A 20,835-nucleotide genomic window follows, 5' to 3' on the forward strand; every position below is an offset into this window, starting at 1 on the left:
CCTGTTCGCGGTCAGGGGCGACCCTGGCCGGCGTGAAGCTGTTGCAGAACCTCGTCGACGATTGCCGCGATGGGAGCGTCGACCGTGACGGTGATAGGACGCTCGTCGGCTGTCGGCGGTTCCAGCGTCGCAAACTGGCTGGCGAGCAGGCCAGGTGGCATGAAATGGTTCTCGCGGTGCTCCATCCGGTCCGCGATCAGCTCGCGGCTGCCGCTGAGATACACCAGGCGGACATCGTCGCGGCTGCCCACCAGGATATCGCGATAGGCTCTCTTGAGCGCCGAGCAGGCGAGAATGATGTGCTCGCCGTGAGCGCGGCAGCGCGCGATCTCCTCGGCGATGGCTCGCAGCCAAGGCCAGCGGTCTTCGTCCGTCAGCGGATGGCCCGCGCTCATCTTGGCGACATTGGCCGGCGGATGAAAGCTGTCGCCGTCCTCGAAGCGCCAGCCGAGCCGCTCGCCCAAGGCGGCGCCGACCGTGCTCTTGCCTGAACTCGACACGCCCATGACGATGAGCGCCTGGGGCAGGTCAGACGCCACTTTGCCCCTCCGGCCATGCATCGGCATCGATGAGAACAATCGTTTCCTGGAGCGAGCGGGCGCGATTGGCCGGCAGGTCCTCACCCGTCAGCACGCGCGACATGATCGCCCGCTTGTCGGCGCCCCCAACCTCGAACAGCATGGTCCGGCAGGAGGCGAGCGCGGGCAGGGTGAGGCTGATGCGCGGGACGAACGGCGCGACATGGGCCTTGTCGACGCCGACCACCCAGCGATCGGTCACTTCGATGGCCGGAAATCCGGGGAAGAGCGAGGCGACATGACCATCTGGTCCGATGCCGAGCAGCACGAGGTCGAACAACGGGCGGGCGGGATCAAGCTTCGCATCACCATAGAACGCTTGCAGTGCGCGATGATAGTCCGCGGCGCTGGCTTCCGGGCCGGACGCGTCGGTTGGGATCGGATGGATGTTGGCGGCCGGCGCGCAGGCATCGAGAAAGGCCTGGCGCGCCATCGTCATGTTGTGCAGCGGATCGCCCGGCGGCACGTCGCGCTCGTCACCGATGAACCAATGCACGCGCGCCCAGGGAATGCGGTCGCGATAGGCATCGGACGCCAACAGCTGGTACAGCTGCCTCGGACTGGATCCGCCGGTCAGGCAGATGGCCACGCGCCCCGGATTGGCGTCGATCCGTGTCAGCAATCGTTCGGCCGCGACCCTTGCCATCGTCGCCTTGTCGGCGACGCGCATCAGTTGGTGGTCCGCAAGCCCCGCCATCGTCAGACCGGCTTGCGCCAGCTGCGGCCGTCGCGCGCGAGCAGCTCGGCCGCAGCCTTGGGACCTTCGCTTCCTGCGACATACGTATGCAGGCCGTCGCGGCCAGCCTTCTTCCAGGCTTCGATGAACGGCTCCACCGCCTTCCAGCCGGCCTCGACGCTGTCGGCGCGCTGGAACAGGATGTTGTCGCCGATCATGCAGTCATAGATCAGGGTCTCGTAGCCGGTCGCGGGCTCGGCCTGGAAATAGTCCTTGTAGTTGAACTTCATCTGCACGCCGTCGGTGCGGATGGTCGGCCCCGGGATCTTGGTGTTGAACTGCAGGGTGATGCTCTGCGTCGGCTCGATGCCGATCACGAGATAGTTCTCCGCAAGCGTATCGATCGGCGTGCAGCTGAACATCGCGAACGGTGCCTGCCGGAACTTGATCGCGACCTCGGTGCGCTTGGCGCCGAGCGCCTTGCCGGTGCGCAGATAGAACGGCACGCCGGCCCAGCGCCAATTGTCGATCGTGAGCTTGAGCGCCGCATAGGTCTCGGTCGCGCTGTCGGGATTCACATCCCTGGTCTCGCGATAAGCAGCCAGCTCGGTGTCGCCGATCGTGCCCGCCTTGTACTGGCCGCGCACGGAATTCAGCAGCGCTTCCTCTTCGGTCAGCGGCTGGATCGCCGAGAGCACCTCGGCCTTCTCGGAGCGCACGGTATGCGCATCGAACCGCGCCGGCGGCTCCATCGCCACCAGCGACAGCAGCTGGAACAGATGGTTCGGCACCATGTCGCGCAGCGCGCCGGTGGCGTCGTAGAAGCTGCCGCGTGTGCCGACGCCGAGCTTCTCCTCGACCGTGATCTGGACGTGGTCGATGTGATGCCTGTTCCAGATCGGCTCGAACATGCCGTTGGCGAAGCGCAGCACCAGGATGTTCTGCACCGTCTCTTTGCCGAGATAGTGATCGATCCGGTAGATCTGATGCTCGGTCACGAGCTCCAGGAGCTGATCGTTGAGCTTCTTGGCGGAGGCGAGATCGGTGCCGAACGGCTTTTCCACCACCAGGCGGCGCCAGGCCTTGCCGTCCTCCTTCAACAGCCCGACGCGGCCGAGTTGCTGCGCGATCGGGGCGAAGGCGGCGGGCGGTGTCGCCAGGTAGAACAGCCGGTTGCCGTGTGTCTCCCTCGCGGCTTCGAGTTTTTCAAGCCGCTCCTTCAGCTCGTCAAAGCTGTCCGGCTCCTTCGGATCGGCCTCGATCGCGGTCACGCAATGCAGGAGGCGCTGCGCGATCTCGTCCTCGATCGGCCGCGTCGCGTATTTGCGCAGCCCTTCCATCAGATTGCTGCGGAGTTGCTCGCTCGACATGCCCTTGCGGGCGATGCCGACGATGCAGAACCGGTCCGGCAGCAGATTGCTGGCGGCGAGATTGTAGAGCGACGGCAGCACAAGCCGGTGCGTGAGATCGCCGCTGACACCGAAGATGACGAAGGCGCAGGCGTCGGGCTTCTGGTGCGGCGGCTGGTGAGGATGCAGCGGGGTCACGCGCGGTCCGCCTTGTCGGCCGTGTCAGATTTGGGCTTGACGATCTCCGGGGCGCTCTGGCGCGCCGGATCAGGATGCTGCTCGGGCTCCTTGTGGCCGCCGAAGCCTTCGCGCATGGCGGACAGGATCTTCTCCGCAAATGTGTGCTCCTGGCGCGAGCGGAAGCGTGCGAACAGCGCCGCGGTCAGCACCTCCGCCGGCACGGCTTCGTCGATCGCGGCATTGACGGTCCAGCGCCCTTCGCCGGAATCCTCGACATAGCCGGAATATTTTTCCAGGCCCGGCTGGCGCGCGAGCGCGCTCGCGGTGAGGTCGAGCAGCCAGGACGGGATCACGCTACCGCGGCGCCAGACCTCGGCGATGTCGGCGAGGTCGAAATCGAAGCGATGCGCCTCCGGCAACGCGTCGCTGTTGGCATGACGCAGGATGTCGAAGCCTTCGGCATAGGCCTGCATCAGGCCGTATTCGATGCCGTTATGGATCATCTTGACGAAATGCCCAGCGCCGGTCGGGCCGGCGTGGATATAGCCCTGCTCGACGCGAGGATCGCGGCCGTCCCGGCCGGGCGTGCGCGGGATGTCGCCGATGCCGGGAGCGAGCGTCGAAAATATCGGATCGAGCCGGTCGACGACCGCCTTGCCGCCGCCGATCATCATGCAATAGCCGCGCTCGAGACCCCAGACGCCGCCGGAGGTGCCGACGTCGACGTAATGCAGGCCACGCTCACGCAGCGCCTTGCCACGGCGAACGTCGTCCTGCCAGAAACTGTTGCCGCCGTCGATGATGACGTCGTCGGAGGACATCAGCTTGGTGAGCTGCTCGACGGTCGCTTCGGTGATCTTGCCGGCCGGCAGCATGATCCAGGCATGCCGAGGCGTCGCGAGCTTGCTGACGAACTCTTCCAGGCTCGCGGCACCCGTCGCGCCCTCGGAAACCAGGGCGGCGACCGCCTTCGCGTCACGATCATAGACCACGCACGAATGTCCCGCGCGCATCAGGCGGCGCACGATGTTGCCGCCCATCCGCCCGAGACCGATCATTCCCAACTGCATCGACGAGACCTTCCTAGCTCAGCGCTTCGGTGATGGCGCTGTCGAGCAGCTTCAGGCCCGACTTCAGATTGCCCTTGAGATGCACGCGCAAGGCTCGGCGGCCGCGCTCGGTAAGTACGTCGAAATCGCCGCGCGCCTGAGCCGCCTTGATGACGCCGAAGCTCGCCTTCTGGCCGGGGATCGGCAGGTCCTGCGCATCGTCGGCGGTGATCTGCAGGAACACGCCGCTGTCCGGTCCGCCCTTGTAGGCCTGGCCGGTCGAATGCAGGAAGCGCGGGCCGAACTCGGCGCAGGTCGCCAGATGCTTGGTGTCCCGCAGCTTGAGGCGCATGCGCTGCAGCGCGTCGGTGTTCGCATCATTGTGCTCGATATAGCCGAGCAGCGCGATGTAGTCGCCGTCGCCGGCGCGGCTGAGATGCGCCTTCAGCCAGGAGGCGAGGGTGCCGTTGGCGCCGTGCTCGCGCAGGCTCTCGGCGTTATGGCTGTCGGTGTAGAGCTCGCAACCCTTGATGGCGACGACCGGCTCTTCGGCGGGAAGCGATCCGGTCTCTTCGAACGCCGCCGTGAGCTCGCGGGTCTTGATCTTGGCGGACTCCACGTCGGGCTGATCGAACGGGTTGATGCCGAGCACGGCGCCGGCAACGGCCGTCGCCATCTCGAAGCGGAAGAACTCCTGCCCGAGCTGGTCGATCGAGGCCAACACGATGCGCACCACCGGATGACCCGCCTCTTCGAGGGCGGCGAGCTTGTCGTCATGGCCGGCGACATCGTCGCCATCGACCTTGATGTCGATGAAGAAGCGGTCATGGCCGTAGACCTCGGGCGCGGCGACCGGCTCGCCGTCGATCGGGATCAGGCCCTTGCCCTCCTTGCCGGTGGATTCGGCGATCAACTGCTCGGCCCAGGCGCCGAAATCAGCAATCTTGGGCGAGGCGAAGATCGTCACCTTGTCGCGGCCATCAAGCCCGGCAAGGCCCATCGCTAAGCCGAGTTGCACGCCCGAATTCTGCAGCGGCGGCACGTCCGGGCCGCAGGAGCGGACCATGGACAAGGCGTTGCTGATCAACTTGCGCACGTCGATGCCGGCGGTCGCGGCCGGCACCAGGCCGAACGGCGACAGCACCGAATAGCGGCCGCCAATGGTGGGCTCGCCATGAAAGATACGCGCAAAGCCCTGCGCCTTGGCCGCCTTTTCCAGCGACGAGCCGGGATCGGTGACCGCGATGAAGCGATGGCCGGCCTTCTTGGGCCCAATCGCCTCGCTGACGCGCGCGAAGAAATAATCCTTCATCGCGTTCGGCTCGGTCGTGCCGCCGGATTTCGAGGAGACGATGAACACGGTGTTCGCAACATCGATCTTCTTCTCCATCGCCCGCACCTGCGCCGGGTCGGTGGAGTCGAGCACGTGCAGCCGGGGGAAGCCGGACTTGCGCGGGAAGGTCTTCGCAAGCACCTCCGGCCCGAGGCTGGAGCCGCCCATGCCGAGCACGACCGCGTCGGAGAACTTCTGGCCCTTCACGCGCTGGGCATAGTCCTCATAGTCGGCGATATCCGCCTTCTCGGCGCTGGTCAGCCAGCCCAGCCATTTGTGCTCGTCCTTGCCGGTCCAGACCGAAGCATCCTTGTGCCAGAGGCGGCGGATCTTGGCGGCCTTGCGCCACTCCTCGGTGGCGGCCTGCACCTTCTTGTCGAGATCAGCAGCAACCGCGATCGACTGCTGCCCGAGCGCCTCGCCGAGCACGACGGCGCGCTTATGCGCCACCGCGCCATACAGCTTGTCGGCGGCATCGGCGAACTGCTTGACGCCGTCGACCACGAGATCGGCGGTGATGTCGTCGAGCGAGATGCCGGTCTTGGCCAGATCCTCGAGCGCCGCCTTGGCGGCGTCGACGTCCTCCTCCAGGCTGTCGCGCACCTCTCCGTGATCGCGGAAGGCGTCCAGCGTCGCCGGCGGCACGGTGTTGACCGTGTTCGGCCCGATCAGCTCCTCGACATAGAGGACGTCGCGATAATCCTTGTTCTTGGTGCCGGTGGAGGCCCAGAGCAGGCGCTGCGGCTTGGCGCCCTTAGCGGCCAGCTTCTCCCAACGGTCGCCGGAGAACAGGTGCTTGTAATCCTGATACGCCATCTTGGCATTGGCGATCGCGATCTTGCCCTTCAGCGCGGTCAGCCGCTCCTTCTCCGTGGGGTCGTTGGCCTGGGCGATCTTCTCGTCCAGCTGCTTGTCGACGACGCTGTCGATGCGGCTGACGAAGAACGACGCCACGCTCGCGACATGCGACGGATCGCCGCCATCGGCGACATAGGCTTCGAGACCGGCGAGATAGGCCTCGGCAACCTGTCGATAGACCTCCTGCGAGAACAGCAAGGTGATGTTGACGCTGATGCCCTTGGAGATCAGATGCTGGATTGCCGGCAGGCAGGCATCCGTCGCCGGGACCTTGATCATCAGGTTCTTGCGGTCGACGGCCTTCCAGAGCTGCTCGGCCTCGGCAATCGTGCCCTTGGCGTCCATCGCCAGATAGGGCGAGACTTCGAGGCTGACGAAGCCGTCATTGCCCTTGAACTGGTCATAGACTGGCCGCAGCACGTCGGCGGCGTTCTGGATGTCCTCGACGGCAACGGCCTCGAACAGCTGGGTTGGCGACCGGTCGCCGTGCTTCAGCGCCTTGGCGATCGGGGAGTCGTATTCGTCGGAGCTGCCGATCGCTTTCTCGAAGATCGCGGGATTTGAGGTGACGCCCTTGACGCCATCCTCGTCGATCAGCCGCTTGAGGTCGCCCTTGGCGACGAAGCCGCGTGCGAGGAAATCGAGCCAGACCGCCTGGCCGTGTTCTTCGAGAGCTTTGACCGGATTCATGATGCCTATCTATGTGCGTCGGCTTGCTTTTTCGGGTTCCAATCGGGGCATCCTGCCAGACCGACATGGACCCAATATGAACAACTATGCGCCACCGATATGGATAACGCCATTCATATTGGATTGATCCCTGTGCAATCCCAAGCGCTTTGGGCGGATTTCGGGTGTGGGGAGGGACGTCAGGGGCGGATGTAGAGATAGCCCTGGGATTGCAGCTCGGCGATCCTGACGACGCCGCCTTTCTCGGCCGCGACGAAGCCTGGCAGCAGATCGCCGAGAGCGATGTTCTGGGCCTTCATCGTGTTGCCGCAGGCGGCGAGCTCCAGGCCGGCCTTGGAGAAATGTCCGATGCGGCTGCGGATGTCCGGCGCCGCGCCCGTAGTGAAGGCGCGCAGCGCGGGGCCGTGGATCACCAGCGCGATCGTGACGTGATCCGGGCCGCCGACGCCGTCGTAGTGATTCTGAATGTTGCCAAGAACGAAGCCAACCTTGTCGCTCTCGTTCAAATGGTAAACGACTTTTAATCTGCCGGATGCGGCGCTCTCGGTCGCCGCTTGTGCGCGCGAGCTCGCGAACAGCGCGCCAAGGGCGGCGACGGCTGCTCTCAACATGTTGCGCCGATCCATCGTCCGCCTCCTTGCATTGCCAGCAACGCGCCACATCTGTTTCGTGATGGTCTCATTTGTGCCGGATCGCCGCGAGCTCCTTGCGGTCGGTCACCAGCCCCGCGCAGTCGGCGACGTCGCTGCGATCGACGCGGAAGATCTTGTCATCGGCGCCGGCGACCAGCGCGTCGCCAGCCTCGGCGTCAGGTTTGTTGTCGCGCTGCCAGACGGTGATGCGGGTCAAGCGCACGATCGCGGCCTTGTCATCCTTCGCCATCGCGATCTCGATGCCGCCGCCCTCGCAGTCAACGGGGCAATTGTAACGAATCTCTCCACCGGCGTCGTTGACACGCGCGTGTTCGCACGATCCACTGGAGTCGAAATCGCCGGGCCGGTCGCGATAGCTCACGCCCAGACGAAACGAATAGGTCATCTCGCGTTCGCCCGGCGGAATCTCCGCGGTCATGAGCAACTGCATGGCCGAAACCTTCTGCTTGGGATGGCGCGCGAGATGATCGGCATCGTAGCGACGCGTGAAACAGGCATAAGCCTTCAGTCCAGGCGCCTTGGTGAAGACGCGTGTGTCGAACATGCGCGCTTGCGTCTTGCTGACGATGTCGTCGGCGCGTGCCGCAACCACCATCGCGCAGCTCGTGAGCACGAGGAGAAGAATCCGTTTCATGAACGTGGCCAATTAAACCTGACTTGTTCGCGGCAAGCGCCGCGGATGAATCGTTCCAATCCTTCGTCGCGGCGAAGAATATTCTCGTTCATCCGCGGTTCACGTCCGGCGCGACCATCCTCATCGGGTGTCGCAGCTTCGGGTTCACGTGCCTTCACAAGGCCTTGTGCGACGCGGGGGGACTACGGTGCCGGGGTATTGCGGATGTTGCGAAGCAGAGACATTGAGGTACAAATAGAGCCGATTGGCACCAGTTTGCCGAACTATTGAGCGAAGTGCATGTTGATCAGGCATATGCTGCATGCACTTTGCGTTGCGGAAAAGGACGAAGACGGTGCCCAATAGGGGCTAGCGCGCTTCACTCTGAGTCGTTCGAGATCAGGAGGAACGTACTTCGATCTCGGCTCGTTGCAGCAGTGCGGCGGAACCTACGTGGAGAGGGATCATGTACAACGATTCGTTGTTCAACGCGTTCGCGAGGTCGTTCGAGGCCCGAAGCCAGACCGACATGTCGATGCAGGAATATCTGGAATCGTGTCGAACCGACCCGATGCGATACGCGAACGCCGCGGAGCGACTACTAGCTGCGATCGGTGAGCCTCAGATGATTGACACGGCCAAGGACCCACGCCTTGGCCGTATTTTTTTGAACCGGACGGTTCGCCTGTATCCCGCCTTCGCCGGCTTCTACGGCATGGAAGATACGATCGAGCGCATCGTCGGCTTCTTCCGCCACGCCGCGCAGGGCTTGGAAGAGCGCAAGCAGATCCTCTATCTGCTTGGCCCGGTCGGCGGCGGCAAGTCGTCGCTCTCCGAACGCCTGAAGCAGCTGATGGAGGTGCATCCGATCTACGTGCTCAAGGCCGGCGATGAATTGAGCCCGGTGTTCGAATCTCCGCTCAGCCTGTTCGATCCCGACACCTTGGGCCCGATGCTGGAGGAGAAATACGGCATTCCGCGCCGCCGCCTCACGGGACTGATGAGCCCATGGTGCTACAAGCGGCTCGAAGCCTTCGGCGGCGACATCTCGCAATTCCGCGTCGCCAAGATCCAGCCGTCGCGGCTGCGCCAGATCGGTATCGCCAAGACCGAGCCGGGCGACGAGAACAACCAGGACATCTCCTCGCTGGTCGGCAAGGTCGATATCCGCAAGCTGGAGACCTACGCGCAGAACGATCCGGACGCCTACAGCTATTCGGGCGGTCTCAACCGCGCCAACCAGGGCATTCTCGAATTCGTCGAGATGTTCAAGGCGCCGATCAAGATGCTGCACCCGCTGCTGACCGCGACGCAGGAAGGCAACTATATCGGCACCGAGAACATCGGCGCGATCCCCTATAACGGCGTGATCCTCGCTCACTCCAACGAAGCGGAGTGGCAGAGCTTCAAGACCAACAAGAACAACGAGGCCTTCATCGACCGCATCTGCGTCATCAAGGTGCCGTACTGCCTGCGCACCACCGAAGAGCGCAAGATCTACGAGAAGCTGATCCAGGGCTCCGAGCTCGCCACTGCGCCCTGCGCGCCGGCGACCTTGGACACCTTGGCCCGGTTCTCGGTGATGTCGCGCCTGCGCAAGCACGAGAACTCGACGCTCTACGCCAAGATGCGGGTCTATGACGGCGAGAGCCTGAAGGAGTCCGATCCGAAGGCGCGCAGCGTGCAGGAATATCGCGACGCCGCCGGCGTCGACGAGGGCATGGACGGCATCTCCACCCGCTTTGCCTTCAAGGTGCTGGCCGCGACCTACAATCACGACACGTCGGAAGTCTCGGCCGACGCCGTGCACCTGATGTACGTGCTGGAGCAGTCGATCAAGCGCGAGCAGCTGCCGGAGGAGATCGAGAAGCGCTATCTCGAGTTCATCAAGGCCGACCTCGCGCCACGCTACGCCGAGTTCATCGGCCACGAGATCCAGAAGGCGTATCTGGAATCCTACTCCGATTACGGCCAGAACCTGTTCGACCGCTACGTCGACTACGCCGATGCCTGGATCGAGGATCAGGACTTCAAGGATCCCGATACGGGACAGCTGCTCAATCGCGAGCTCTTGAACCAGGAGCTGACCAAGATCGAGAAGCCGGCGGGGATCGCCAACCCGAAGGACTTCCGCAACGAGGTTGTCAAGTTCTCGCTGCGCTCCCGGGCCCAGAACGGCGGAAAAAATCCGTCCTGGACCTCCTACGAAAAGATCCGCGAAGTCATCGAAAAGAGGATATTCTCGCAGGTCGAAGACCTTCTCCCGGTCATCTCCTTCGGCACCAAGAAGGACGGCGATACCGAGAAGAAGCACGCCGACTTCGTCCAGCGCATGGTCGAGCGCGGCTATACCGAGCGGCAGGTCCGCCGGCTGGTCGAGTGGTACATGCGGGTGAAGCAGGCGGGTTGATCGTGGTCCGGCGCCGATGGTCGCTGCATGTGCTGCAGGCCATCGGATGGACGTCGGCGCCTGGGCTATGATCGACGCGGAGCGTTCGGCGCCGAGCGTCGGACAGGAATGATGCGGGTGCGGTGTCGGATAGATGCTGCAACGCCGCATCGCGGCGGGGGAGAGCAGGAGCAGAAGCCGCTGCAGCAGGAGGCGTATGGAACGTGGTCATGCACATCATTGATCGGCGCCTGAATCCGGGCGGCAAAAGTCTCGAAAATCGTCAGCGATTTTTGCGACGCGCCAAGGCTCTCGTTCAAGGAGCGGTCAAGAAGACCTCGCAGGACCGCGACATCAAGGACGTGCTGGAGGGCGGCGAGGTCTCGATCCCGCTCGACGGCATGGACGAGCCGCGCTTCCGCCGCGAGGGCGGCACCCGCGACATGGTGCTGCCAGGGAACAAGAAATTCATCGAGGGCGACATCCTGCCGCGCTCCGGCGACGGCAGCGGCCGCAAGTCCGGGCCTGGGCAGGGCGACAGCGAGGATGCGTTCCGCTTCGTGCTGAGCAAGGAGGAGTTCGTCAACCTCTTCCTCGACGACCTCGAGCTTCCTGATCTCGCCAAGCGCAAATTCGCCGAGGCCGAGAGCGAGGGCCTGGTGCGCGCGGGCTATTCGACCTCGGGCTCGCCGGCCAACATTTCCATCAGCCGCACCGTCACACGGGCGATGGCTCGCCGCGTCGCGCTGCGCAGGCCGCGGCCTGAAGCGATTGCCGAACTCGAAGCCAGGATTGCCGAGGAGACCGACGAGGACAAGAAGGCCGCGCTGGTGGCCGAGCTCGAAGCCTTGAAAGCCAAGGCCAAGCGCATCCCCTTCATCGACCCGATCGACATCCGCTATCGCCGCTTCGAGGCGGTGCCGAAGCCGATCGCGCAGGCCGTGATGTTCTGCCTGATGGACGTCTCCGGCTCGATGTCCGAGCACATGAAGGACTTGGCCAAGCGGTTCTACATGCTGCTCTACGTGTTCCTGACGCGGCGCTACCGCCATGTCGAGATCGTGTTCATCCGCCACACCGACCGCGCCGAGGAGGTGGACGAGCAGACCTTCTTCTATGGCCCGGCCTCCGGTGGCACGCTGGTCTCCAGCGCCCTGCAATGCATGCACGACATCGTCCGCTCGCGCTTCCGTCCCTCCGACTGGAACATCTACGCGGCGCAGGCTTCCGACGGCGACAACGCCACCTCGGATTCGGAGAATGTGTCACGGCTCTTGGTCGACAACATCCTGCCGGTGTCGCAGTTCTTCGCCTATCTCGAGGTCGGCGAATCCGGCACCTATTCGTTCGAGATGCCGGACTCGGCGCTGTGGTCGCTGTATGAGCGTCTGCGCGCCAACGGCCAGCCGCTGTCGATGCGCAAGGTACGCGATCGCAGTGAGATCTTCCCCGTCTTCCACGATTTGTTTCAACGTCGTGGTACCACGCAGGAAAGGGCGGCATCATGAGCGGATTGCTGTTCGAAGGCGCCGACTGGAATTTCCTCACCCTGCAGCGCATTCACGATGCCTGCGAGGCCGTGGCGCAGAAGGAGCTCGGGCTCGACACCTATCCGAACCAGATCGAGGTCATCACCGCCGAGCAGATGCTCGACGCCTATTCCTCGGTCGGCATGCCGCTGTTCTACAAGCACTGGTCGTTCGGCAAGCACTTCGCCTATCACGAGGCCTCGTATCGCAAGGGCCTGATGGGCCTCGCCTATGAGATCGTGATCAACTCCTCGCCCTGCATCTCCTATCTGATGGAGGAGAACACGGCGACGATGCAGACGCTGGTCATCGCCCATGCCGCGTTTGGCCACAACCATTTCTTCAAGAACAACTACCTGTTCAAGCAGTGGACCGATGCCGACGGCATCCTGGACTATCTCGATTTCGCCCGCGGCTATATCGCGCAATGCGAGGAGCGGTTCGGCCGCATGGCGGTCGAGCACACGCTCGATGCCGCGCATGCGCTGATGTCGCATGGCGTCGACCGCTATCCCGGCAAGAAGAAGCTCGACTTCCGCGAGGAGGAGAAGCGCGCCGGCAAGCGCCGGCTTTATGAAGAGGAGCAGTTCAACGATCTCTGGCGCACGGTGCCGACGGGCCCCGCCAAGACCAGCGCGGTGCTCAACGTCGAACGTCGCAAGGCGCTGCTCGGCTTGCCGCAGGAGAACCTGCTTTATTTCCTGGAGAAGTCAGCGCCGCGGCTGGCGCCGTGGCAGCGCGAATTGCTGCGCATCGTCCGCCACATCGCGCAATATTTCTATCCGCAGGGCCAGACGAAGGTCATGAACGAGGGCACGGCGACCTACGTGCACTATCGCATCATGAAGCGGCTGCACGAGGACGGCCGGCTCACCGACGGCAATTTCCTCGAATTCCTGCAGTCGCACACCAATGTGGTGTTCCAACCGGAGTTCGACGATCCGCGCTTCTCCGGCTTCAATCCCTACGCGCTCGGCTTTGCGATCATGCAGGACATCGAGCGCATCGTGAAGGATCCGACCGAGGAGGACCGCGAGTGGTTCCCGGACATCGCCGGTACCGGAGACGAGATGGCGGTGCTGCGTGACGTCTGGGCGAATTACCGCGACGAGAGCTTCATCAGCCAGTTCTTGAGCCCGGCTCTGATCCGGCAGCTTCGGTTGTTCCATCTGCATGACGATCCGGCCGAGCGCGCCGGCATTTTGGTCGACGCCATCCACGACGAACGCGGCTACCGCCGCATCCGCCGCGAGCTGTCGAAGCAGTACGACGTCGGCTATATCGACCCGAACATCGAGGTGGTCGACGTCGACCTCGCCGGCGACCGCCGCCTGATGCTGCGGCATACGGTGGTCAAGGGCGCCCAGCTCAACGAGACCGACACCAAGCGCGTTCTGCAGCACCTCGCCGACCTCTGGAGCTACGACGTCCAGCTCACCGAGGTCGACGCGGCGACCGACAAGGTGCTGAAGGAGTATGTGCTCAATCCCCGGATACAACCGGCGGCCGCGTAGCGCGGCCGCCAGGGGTTAGATGTCCGCGTAGACTTCGAGCAGATTGCCGTCGGGATCCCGGAAGAACAGGGTGCGGTGGCCGAAGGGCTGGTCCGTTGGCGGCTCCACGAGAGCGATGCCCTTCTCTGTCAGCTCAGCTGCACAGCGGTCGACGTCGTCTCGCGACACTTTGAACGCCAGCTGGAGCGAGGCGCTTCCTCGCGGCGTCGACTGGTCCGATGCCAGCCGCTTCGGCTGAGCAAGTGCCAGCGTATTCGGGCCGATCTGGTATTCGATCCAGCCTTGTGACAGTTCCCTTAACAATGAAAAGCCGAGCACCTCCTCATAGAAGCCGCGCATGGCCTGCCAGTTGCGCGCCAGGATGATTGTGTAGTCGACAGCGCGAATGGCCCGGAATGCGGAAGTTGTGGCTCGATTGGTCATGGTCCTGCTCTTCGTCTGTCGGTCGAACTCGGCTTTCAATTCCGCAGCGAGTGACGCAAGCCCGCGCTCTCGCCGCGCAAGAGGTGCGCTCCCCTCCCCCTTGCGGGGAGGGGTCGGGCGGATTTTGTCGAGCGGCCTTGCCGCCTCTACGCTTATCCCGGTGAGCTTCTCACCTCGCTCGCCTCATATCCAGCGGAGTTCTTGGACCCCCACCCCCGACCCCTCCCCGCAAGGGGGAGGGGAGCCGACCGCCGCTGCGGCAATCTCCCGCGTCATACAGCAGAGGAATCAACTCAGAAATCGTTTCGCGGCGTGTTGAGACCGAGTGCGGCGTCTTCCGCGGCAAGTAGCGCAAGCCGGATCGGCCCGCTATGGTGCGCGCGGCGGGCTTGGGCCCAGCCGGTGACAACGTCGATCGAAGTGGGCGTAAGGCGCGTGGTTGAGGCAAAGGAGACGCTGGCGACGATCCGGCGGGACCGGTTCATTCCGATCCGCAAGTCCGATGTCCTCGACGCCGTGATCTCGCATGGCGGCCTCGACGAGGCCCAGTCGGCCGAGCTGCGCCGGCTGGCCCAGATGCTCGGCGCCATCCTGCACCATGAATATTTCGACGAGCTCGACCGCCTCCGCGACGCCTATTTCGATTTCGATCCTGAAGTCTCCGCCGGGCGCCATCGCGCCCCGGCCGAACTCGACGCCGCTTACAATAATCTGACCAATGAGTTCGTCCGTGTGCTCGGCGAAGCCAACTTCATCGAGATCACCCATGACGAGATCGAGCGCGCCTTCGCCGAGCATGCGCTGGTTCGGGTCAAGCTGAAGGCGCCGATCTCCGACTTTCGCGCGGTACGGATGTTCCGGCGCGGCACGCATCAGGAGACCATCGAGGTCCCCATGCTCTACGGCCTGCGCCGCCGCAAGCAGGACATCGAGGTCTATGACGACATCATCCTGATGGTCGCGACCAGGCCCGACGAGCCCACCAGGACAAAGCGCAAGACGGCGGCCTGGCGCGGCCGCAACAAGCTCCGCGGCGGCGCGGTGCTGTTCAAATATTTCCGCCACATCGCGCGCTTCGATCTCGAAGCGCTGCTGCCGAATGTCCGCGTCGTGATGGGCCTGCGCGAGCAGCTGACGCTCGGGGTGCCGGCGCTGGTTGGCGGCGTGCCGATCCTGCTCAAGCTCGCCTCGACGCTGACGGTGCTGTTCATCGTCGCCGGCTTCTATCTCGGCCTCAGCGGCACCGTGCATGACAACGACACCGAGCAGGCGCTGGCCGCACTGTCCGGCCTGTTCGCACTCGGCGCCTTCATCCTCAGGCAATGGGGCAATTTCCACCGCCAGTCGCTGATCCACCAGAAGCAGGTCACCGATAACATCTACTTCCGCAACGTCAACAACAACTCCGGCATCTTCAACTACCTGATCGGCGAGGCCGAGGACCAGGACTGGAAGGAGGCGCTGCTCGCCTATGGCGGCCTGCTGCTGGCATCGGTGCCGCTCAGCCGGGCGGCGCTGGGGAGCCATGTCGAGGAGTTGCTGCAGCAGATGTTCGGGCTGGGCCGCGCGTTCAACATCGATGAGGCGCTGATCAGGCTGCGCGAGCTCGGGCTCGTCAGCGGTGATGATGGCGCCTTGTCGGCGCTGCCGCTGCCGGAGGCGATTGCGCAGCTCGACCGCGTCTGGGCGAATGCGCTGCGGGCGTAGTCGAGCTCACCATGCGCAGCCTGCTGGTGAAGAACTTCGGCGACTTGCTTCTCTTGCCCCAGCAAATGCTCTCCACCCTCACCCTGAGGAGCCCGCCGCAGGCGGGCGTCTCGAAGGGCGAGGCCACAGCTCGGGCCTCGCGGTTCGAGGCGCGTCGCGAGGGCGACGCTCCTCAACGTGAGGGGGCGCACCGAGGACGGCGCTGCACTTGCCCCCCGAGGATTGTGTTCACGCGGGGTGAGCAGCCAAGCGTGATGTGTCCAAGCAGGGCTTTCCTCTGCTAACGCAGGCTCGCGTTGATCTTGTCGAGCACGCTCTGACCCGGGCAGAGATCGGCAGCCTCCAGCCGGTTCAACGGCCGCTCCACCGTGTTGAGATGGCTGTGCAGGTCATCCGCCTCGGGATCGACATACAGCAGCCCGGTCACGATCTGGCCTTGCGCGGCGTGCTTCTGCAAAAACGTCATCGCGCCCAGCCGGTCGTGCGGATCGTAGTCGGCGTCGAGCTTGCGCAGCGCCAGGCGCGAGCCGTCGTGCTGCTCGACGATCTGCACCGTGCCGGGGTCCTGGTCGATCTCGATCGGGTCGCGGCCCGTCAGCACGTCCAACCGGTTCACGGCGTCGTTGTGCTCGCGGACATAGTCGAAACTCTTGGTCGAGCCGGCGTGATTGTTGAAGGCGATGCACGGGCTGATGACGTCGATGAACGCCGCGCCCTTGTGCCGGATCGCACCCTCGATGATCGGCACCAGCTGCTTCTTGTCGCCGGAGAACGACCGCGCGACGTAGGTCGCCCCGAGCTGCAGCGCGATGCCGACGAGGTCGATCGGGTTGTCGGTGTTGGTGACGCCCTTCTTGGACTTCGAGCCGCGGTCCGCGGTCGCGGAGAACTGGCCCTTGGTCAGGCCGTAGACGCCGTTGTTCTCGACGATATAGGTCATGTTGACGCCGCGCCGGATCGCATGGGCGAACTGGCCGAAGCCGATCGAGGCGGAGTCGCCGTCGCCGGAGACGCCGAGATAGATCAGCTCGCGGTTGGCGAGGTTGGCCCCGGTCAGCACCGAGGGCATGCGGCCGTGCACGGTGTTGAAGCCGTGCGAATTGCCGAGAAAATAGTCCGGCGTCTTCGACGAGCAACCGATGCCGGAGATCTTGGCCACCCGATGCGGCTCGATCGACAGCTCGAAGCAGGCCTCGATGATCGACGCCGTGATCGAGTCGTGGCCGCAGCCGGCGCACAGGGTCGAGATCTTGCCCTCGTAGTCGCGATGGCTGTAGCCCAGCGCGTTCTTCTTGATGCCGGGATGCTGGAATTTCGGCTTTGCGATGTAGGTCATGGGAGCACCCTGTCACCCGGTGCCGTCATGGCCGGGCTTGTCCCGGCCATCCACGTCGGAGCCGGGAGGAAGGACGTGGATGCCCGGCACAAGGCCGGGCATGACGATGGAGAGAGTGGGGCGCTTATCACGACACCGCCTTGCGCAGTGGGGTGACTCGCATCTGGTCCTGGTGCGTGCCGATCGCGTCCGCGATGAAGCGCGCCGTGATCGGGGTGCCGTCATAATGCAGGATCGGCACCAGCCGGACCGGGTCGATGCCGTTCTCGGTGACGATCAGCTGGCGCAGCTGAGCGTCGCGATTCTGCTCGACGACGTAGACGAAGTCATGCTCGGCAATGAAGCTTGCCACGCTCGAATGGAACGGGAAGGCGCGGATGCGCAGGCGGTCGAGCTGGTGGCCGCGCGCCTCCAGCAAGCCGATCGCCTCGTCCATCGCCGGCGCGGTCGAGCCGAAATAGATGACGCCGTACTTCGTCGGCTTGGCCGCATTGGCCTGCAAGGGACGCGGCACCATGTCCTGCGCGGTCTGGAACTTGCGCAGCAGGCGCTGCACGTTGTCGGCATAGACGGCGCCTTCTTCCGAGTAGCGCGCGTAGCGGTCGCGCGAGGTGCCGCGGGTGAAGTAGGAGCCCTCGGTCGGATGCGTGCCGGGATAGGTGCGGAACGGAATGCCGTCGCCGTCGACGTCGAGATAGCGACCGAAGTCGCGGCCCTCGTCGAGCATCTCCGCCGTCATCACCTTGCCGCGGTCATACTGCTTGGCGTCGTCCCATTTCAGCGGCCGGCACAGCCGCTGGTTCATGCCGATGTCGAGATCGAGCATCAGGAACACGGTGGTCTGCAGCCGCTCGGCGAGATCGAAGGACGCGGCGGCGAATTCGAACGCCTCCGCCGGATCCTCGGGGAACAGCATCACGTGCTTGGTGTCGCCATGCGAGGCATAGCCGCAGGCGATCAGGTCGCATTGCTGCGTGCGGGTCGGCATGCCCGTCGAGGGACCGGCGCGCTGCACGTTCATGATCACGGCCGGAATCTCGGCGAAGTAGGACAGGCCGATGAATTCGGTCATCAGCGACACGCCCGGCCCCGATGTCGTGGTGAAGGCGCGGGCGCCGTTCCAGGACGCGCCGATCACCATGCCGATCGAGGCGAGCTCGTCCTCGGCCTGCACGATCGCGTATTTGGCCTGGCCCGTTTCGGGATCGTGGCGCAGCTTCTTGCAGTGATTGGTGAAGGCTTCCGCGAGCGACGATGACGGCGTGATCGGATACCACGCGCACACCGTGGCGCCGCCATACACGGCGCCAAGCGCGGCTGCGTTGTTGCCCTCGAGGAAGATGCGGTCGCCGACCTTGTCGGCCTTCCTGATCCGCAGGCCGATCGGGCATTTCAAATTCTGCAGCGCCCAGTCACGGCCGAGATGCAGCGCGTGGACGTTTGACGAGAGCAGCTTCTCCTTGCCCTTGTACTGTTCGCCGATCAGTTGCTCGATCAGCTTCGGATCCATGTCGAGCAAAGCGGAGAGGGCGCCGAGATAGATGATGTTCTTGAACAGCTGGCGCTGGCGCGGATCAGAGTAGGTCGAGTTGGTGATCGCCGTCAGCGGTACGCCGATCACGGTGACGTCGTCGCGGAATTTTGTCGACGGCATCGGCTTGGTCGAATCGTAGAACAGATAGCCGCCCGGCACGATGCCGGCGACGTCCTTGTCCCAGGTCTGCGGATTCATCGCCACCATCAGATCGGTGCCGCCGCCGCGGGCGCCGAGATGGCCGGCCTCGGTGACGCGCACCTCGTACCAGGTCGGCAGGCCCTGGATGTTCGAGGGAAAGATGTTGCGCGGGGACACCGGCACGCCATGACGGAGCACGGCGCGCGCGAACAATTCGTTGGCGCTGGCCGAGCCGGAGCCGTTGACGTTGGCGAAGCGGACGACGAAGTCGTTTACGCTGCTGAGCGGCGCTTGCTGGGACATGCGGTACCTGCGTGGGTCGTCTCGATGAAGTATTTCTGCATGTCCCACGCACCGGTGGGGCAGCGCTCGGCGCACAGGCCGCAATGGAGGCAGACGTCCTCGTCCTTCACCATCACGCGCCCGGTCTTCAGGTCCGACGACACGTAGAGGTCCTGGTCGGGATGCAGCGACGGCGCCCGCAAGCGCGCGCGCAGATCAGCCTCCTCGCCATTCTCGGTGAAGGTGATGCAGTCCATCGGGCAGATGTCGGCGCAGGCGTCGCACTCGATGCACAGCGTGTTGGAGAACACCGTCTGTACGTCGCAGTTCAGGCAGCGATGCGCCTCGCCGAGCGCGAGCTTCACATCGTAGCCGAGCTCGACCTCGGCGCGGATATCCTTCAGCGCCACCACCTTGTCGCGGTGCGGCACCTTGAAGCGCTTCTCCGGCGAGATGTCGTTGTCATAGCTCCATTCGTGGATGCCCATCTTCTGCGACGAGACATGCACCTCCGGCAGCGGCCGCTCGGTGATATCCTCGCCCGAGAGCAGGCGATGGATCGACAGCGCCGCCTCATGGCCCTGCGCGACCGCCCAGATGATGTTCTTCGGACCGAACGCGGCGTCGCCGCCGAAGAACACTTTTGAATTCGTCGAGACGAAGGTCTTGGGATCGACCACCGGCATATGCCATTTGTCGAACGTGATGCCGCAATCGGACTCGATCCAGGGGAAGGCGTTTTCCTGGCCGACGGCGACGAGAACGTCGTCGCATTCATACGTCACGTCGGGCTCGCCCGAGGGCACCAGCGAGCGCCGGCCCTTGTCGTCATACTCGGCCTTCACCTTCTGGAAGGTGACGCCGGTGAGCTTGCCATTGTCGTGATTGAAGGCGACCGGCACGAGATAGTTGAGGATCGGAATGTCCTCATGCAGCGCGTCTTCCTTTTCCCACGGCGAGGCCTTCATCTCCTCGAAGCCGGAGCGGACGATGACCTTGACGTCCTCGCCACCGAGGCGGCGCGCGGTGCGGCAGCAGTCCATCGCGGTGTTGCCGCCGCCGAGAACGATCACGCGCCTGCCGATCTTGTCGGTGTGGCCGAACGACACGCTGGACAGCCAGTCGATGCCGAGATGGATGTTCCCTGCGGCTTCCTTGCGGCCGGGAATGTTCAGCTCGCGGCCGCGCGGTGCACCGGAGCCGATGAAGATGGCGTCGTAATTGTCGGCGAGCAGCGTCTTCAGGCTGTCGATGCGATGGCCGGCCTTGTAGTCGACGCCGAAGCTGAGCACATAGCCGGTCTCCTCGTCGATCACGCTGTCGGGCAGCCGGAACTTTGGAATCTGCGAGCGCATCATGCCGCCGGGCTTGGGATCGGCGTCGAACACGGTGCAGTGATATCCGAGCGGCGCGAGATCGCGTGCGACTGTCAGCGAGGCAGGGCCGCCGCCGACCAGTGCGATGCGCCGGCCGTTCTTCGGCACGGGACGCGGCATGCGCTGTTGCACGTCGTCCTTGAAGTCGGCCGCGACGCGTTTCAGCCGGCAGATCGCAACCGGGCTCTCCTCGACGCGGCCGCGCCGACAGGCAGGCTCGCAGGGGCGATCGCAGGTGCGTCCGAGGATGCCGGGGAAGACGTTCGACTTCCAATTGATCATGTAGGCGTCGCTATAGCGACCCTCGGCGATCAGGCGAATGTATTCGGGGACCGGCGTGTGTGCGGGACAAGCCCATTGGCAATCGACCACTTTGTGGAAGTAGTCGGGCGCCGAGATATCAGTCGCTCTCATTCCTACCCTGTCCGCGCGGCGAACCACGAGCGCGCGGCCTTCCTGACGTGAGGACGACTGATGATCAGGATCAGCAGAGGATCGGTTGAGGTCCGTCAGCAGGCCCTGGTCGTCGCCCTTCTGTTTTTTGAATGGCTCAATTGAATAGTCGTATCAGACTAGAGCCATTCCAAGGCGTGCACAAAGGCAAATTTGCAGGGCTGCTGGTCAT

Annotated in this window: 15 protein-coding genes; 4 read left to right on the top strand and 11 right to left on the bottom strand. The window is 64.2% G+C overall.

The features are described 5' to 3' along the window. Positions 1–11: 11 nt before the first annotated feature. The 7 genes from ACQR0Z_RS06610 to ACQR0Z_RS06640 all read right to left on the bottom strand — a co-directional run bounded on the left by ACQR0Z_RS06610 (position 12) and on the right by ACQR0Z_RS06640 (position 8,000). Positions 12–539: a gluconokinase gene (locus tag ACQR0Z_RS06610; RefSeq protein WP_434918104.1), complete on the bottom strand. Its 528-nt coding sequence runs from the start codon at positions 537–539 to the stop codon at positions 12–14. Next, positions 529–1,248, bottom strand: coding sequence for a 6-phosphogluconolactonase (gene pgl / locus ACQR0Z_RS06615; protein ID WP_434918105.1), 720 nt, complete (start codon positions 1,246–1,248; stop codon positions 529–531). The genes ACQR0Z_RS06610 and pgl overlap by 11 nt, the downstream gene beginning before the upstream one ends. Before the next feature lie 29 nt (positions 1,249–1,277). Continuing rightward, complete coding sequence (gene zwf, locus ACQR0Z_RS06620; protein WP_434918106.1) at positions 1,278–2,801, bottom strand: glucose-6-phosphate dehydrogenase; 1,524 nt, start codon at positions 2,799–2,801, stop codon at positions 1,278–1,280. Further along, positions 2,798–3,853 carry a phosphogluconate dehydrogenase (NAD(+)-dependent, decarboxylating) gene (gnd, locus tag ACQR0Z_RS06625; protein WP_434918107.1) on the bottom strand — a complete coding sequence of 352 codons (1,056 nt, stop codon included), beginning with the start codon at positions 3,851–3,853 and terminating at the stop codon, positions 2,798–2,800. The genes zwf and gnd overlap by 4 nt, the downstream gene beginning before the upstream one ends. A 13-nt stretch (positions 3,854–3,866) precedes the next feature. Continuing rightward, entirely contained in the window at positions 3,867–6,713 is a 2,847-nt protein-coding gene (locus tag ACQR0Z_RS06630) for a bifunctional transaldolase/phosoglucose isomerase (protein WP_434918108.1), read from the bottom strand. A gap of 179 nt (positions 6,714–6,892) precedes the next feature. After that, positions 6,893–7,339, bottom strand: a complete 447-nt coding sequence (locus ACQR0Z_RS06635) for a DsrE family protein (protein WP_434918109.1) — start codon at positions 7,337–7,339, stop codon at positions 6,893–6,895. Positions 7,340–7,391: 52 nt separating this feature from the next. Then, entirely contained in the window at positions 7,392–8,000 is a 609-nt protein-coding gene (locus tag ACQR0Z_RS06640; RefSeq protein ID WP_434918110.1) for a hypothetical protein, read from the bottom strand. A 445-nt stretch (positions 8,001–8,445) separates the two neighbouring features. On the opposite strand from ACQR0Z_RS06640, the gene ACQR0Z_RS06645 reads away from it, so the two are divergent. The 3 genes from ACQR0Z_RS06645 to ACQR0Z_RS06655 all read left to right on the top strand — a co-directional run bounded on the left by ACQR0Z_RS06645 (position 8,446) and on the right by ACQR0Z_RS06655 (position 13,411). After that, entirely contained in the window at positions 8,446–10,389 is a 1,944-nt protein-coding gene (locus ACQR0Z_RS06645; RefSeq protein WP_008962211.1) for a PrkA family serine protein kinase, read from the top strand. Between the two features lie 209 nt (positions 10,390–10,598). Further along, positions 10,599–11,876, top strand: a complete 1,278-nt coding sequence (locus ACQR0Z_RS06650; RefSeq protein ID WP_434918111.1) for a YeaH/YhbH family protein — start codon at positions 10,599–10,601, stop codon at positions 11,874–11,876. Next, positions 11,873–13,411: a SpoVR family protein gene (locus ACQR0Z_RS06655; protein WP_434879147.1), complete on the top strand. Its 1,539-nt coding sequence runs from the start codon at positions 11,873–11,875 to the stop codon at positions 13,409–13,411. Before ACQR0Z_RS06650 ends, ACQR0Z_RS06655 begins: the two co-directional genes overlap by 4 nt. A 15-nt stretch (positions 13,412–13,426) precedes the next feature. On the opposite strand, the gene ACQR0Z_RS06660 is transcribed toward ACQR0Z_RS06655, so the two are convergent. Next, positions 13,427–13,834, bottom strand: a complete 408-nt coding sequence (locus tag ACQR0Z_RS06660) for a VOC family protein (protein ID WP_434860142.1) — start codon at positions 13,832–13,834, stop codon at positions 13,427–13,429. 435 nt (positions 13,835–14,269) lie between these two features. On the opposite strand from ACQR0Z_RS06660, the gene ACQR0Z_RS06665 reads away from it, so the two are divergent. Next, positions 14,270–15,541: a TMEM143 family protein gene (locus tag ACQR0Z_RS06665; protein ID WP_434918112.1), complete on the top strand. Its 1,272-nt coding sequence runs from the start codon at positions 14,270–14,272 to the stop codon at positions 15,539–15,541. Positions 15,542–15,821: 280 nt separating this feature from the next. Here the strand turns inward: ACQR0Z_RS06665 and ACQR0Z_RS06670 are convergent, their stop codons facing one another. The 3 genes from ACQR0Z_RS06670 to ACQR0Z_RS06680 all read right to left on the bottom strand — a co-directional run bounded on the left by ACQR0Z_RS06670 (position 15,822) and on the right by ACQR0Z_RS06680 (position 20,624). Then, entirely contained in the window at positions 15,822–16,877 is a 1,056-nt protein-coding gene (locus ACQR0Z_RS06670; protein ID WP_434918113.1) for a 2-oxoacid:ferredoxin oxidoreductase subunit beta, read from the bottom strand. Positions 16,878–17,004: 127 nt separating this feature from the next. Beyond that, entirely contained in the window at positions 17,005–18,855 is a 1,851-nt protein-coding gene (locus ACQR0Z_RS06675; RefSeq protein WP_434918114.1) for a 2-oxoacid:acceptor oxidoreductase subunit alpha, read from the bottom strand. Next, on the bottom strand, positions 18,825–20,624 hold the full coding sequence (locus ACQR0Z_RS06680) for an FAD-dependent oxidoreductase (RefSeq protein ID WP_434918115.1): 1,800 nt from the start codon (positions 20,622–20,624) through the stop codon (positions 18,825–18,827). The genes ACQR0Z_RS06675 and ACQR0Z_RS06680 overlap by 31 nt, the downstream gene beginning before the upstream one ends. Positions 20,625–20,835: the final 211 nt, after the last annotated feature.

Source organism: Bradyrhizobium sp. HKCCYLS3077, assembly GCF_051167555.1.
GTDB lineage: Bacteria > Pseudomonadota > Alphaproteobacteria > Rhizobiales > Xanthobacteraceae > Bradyrhizobium.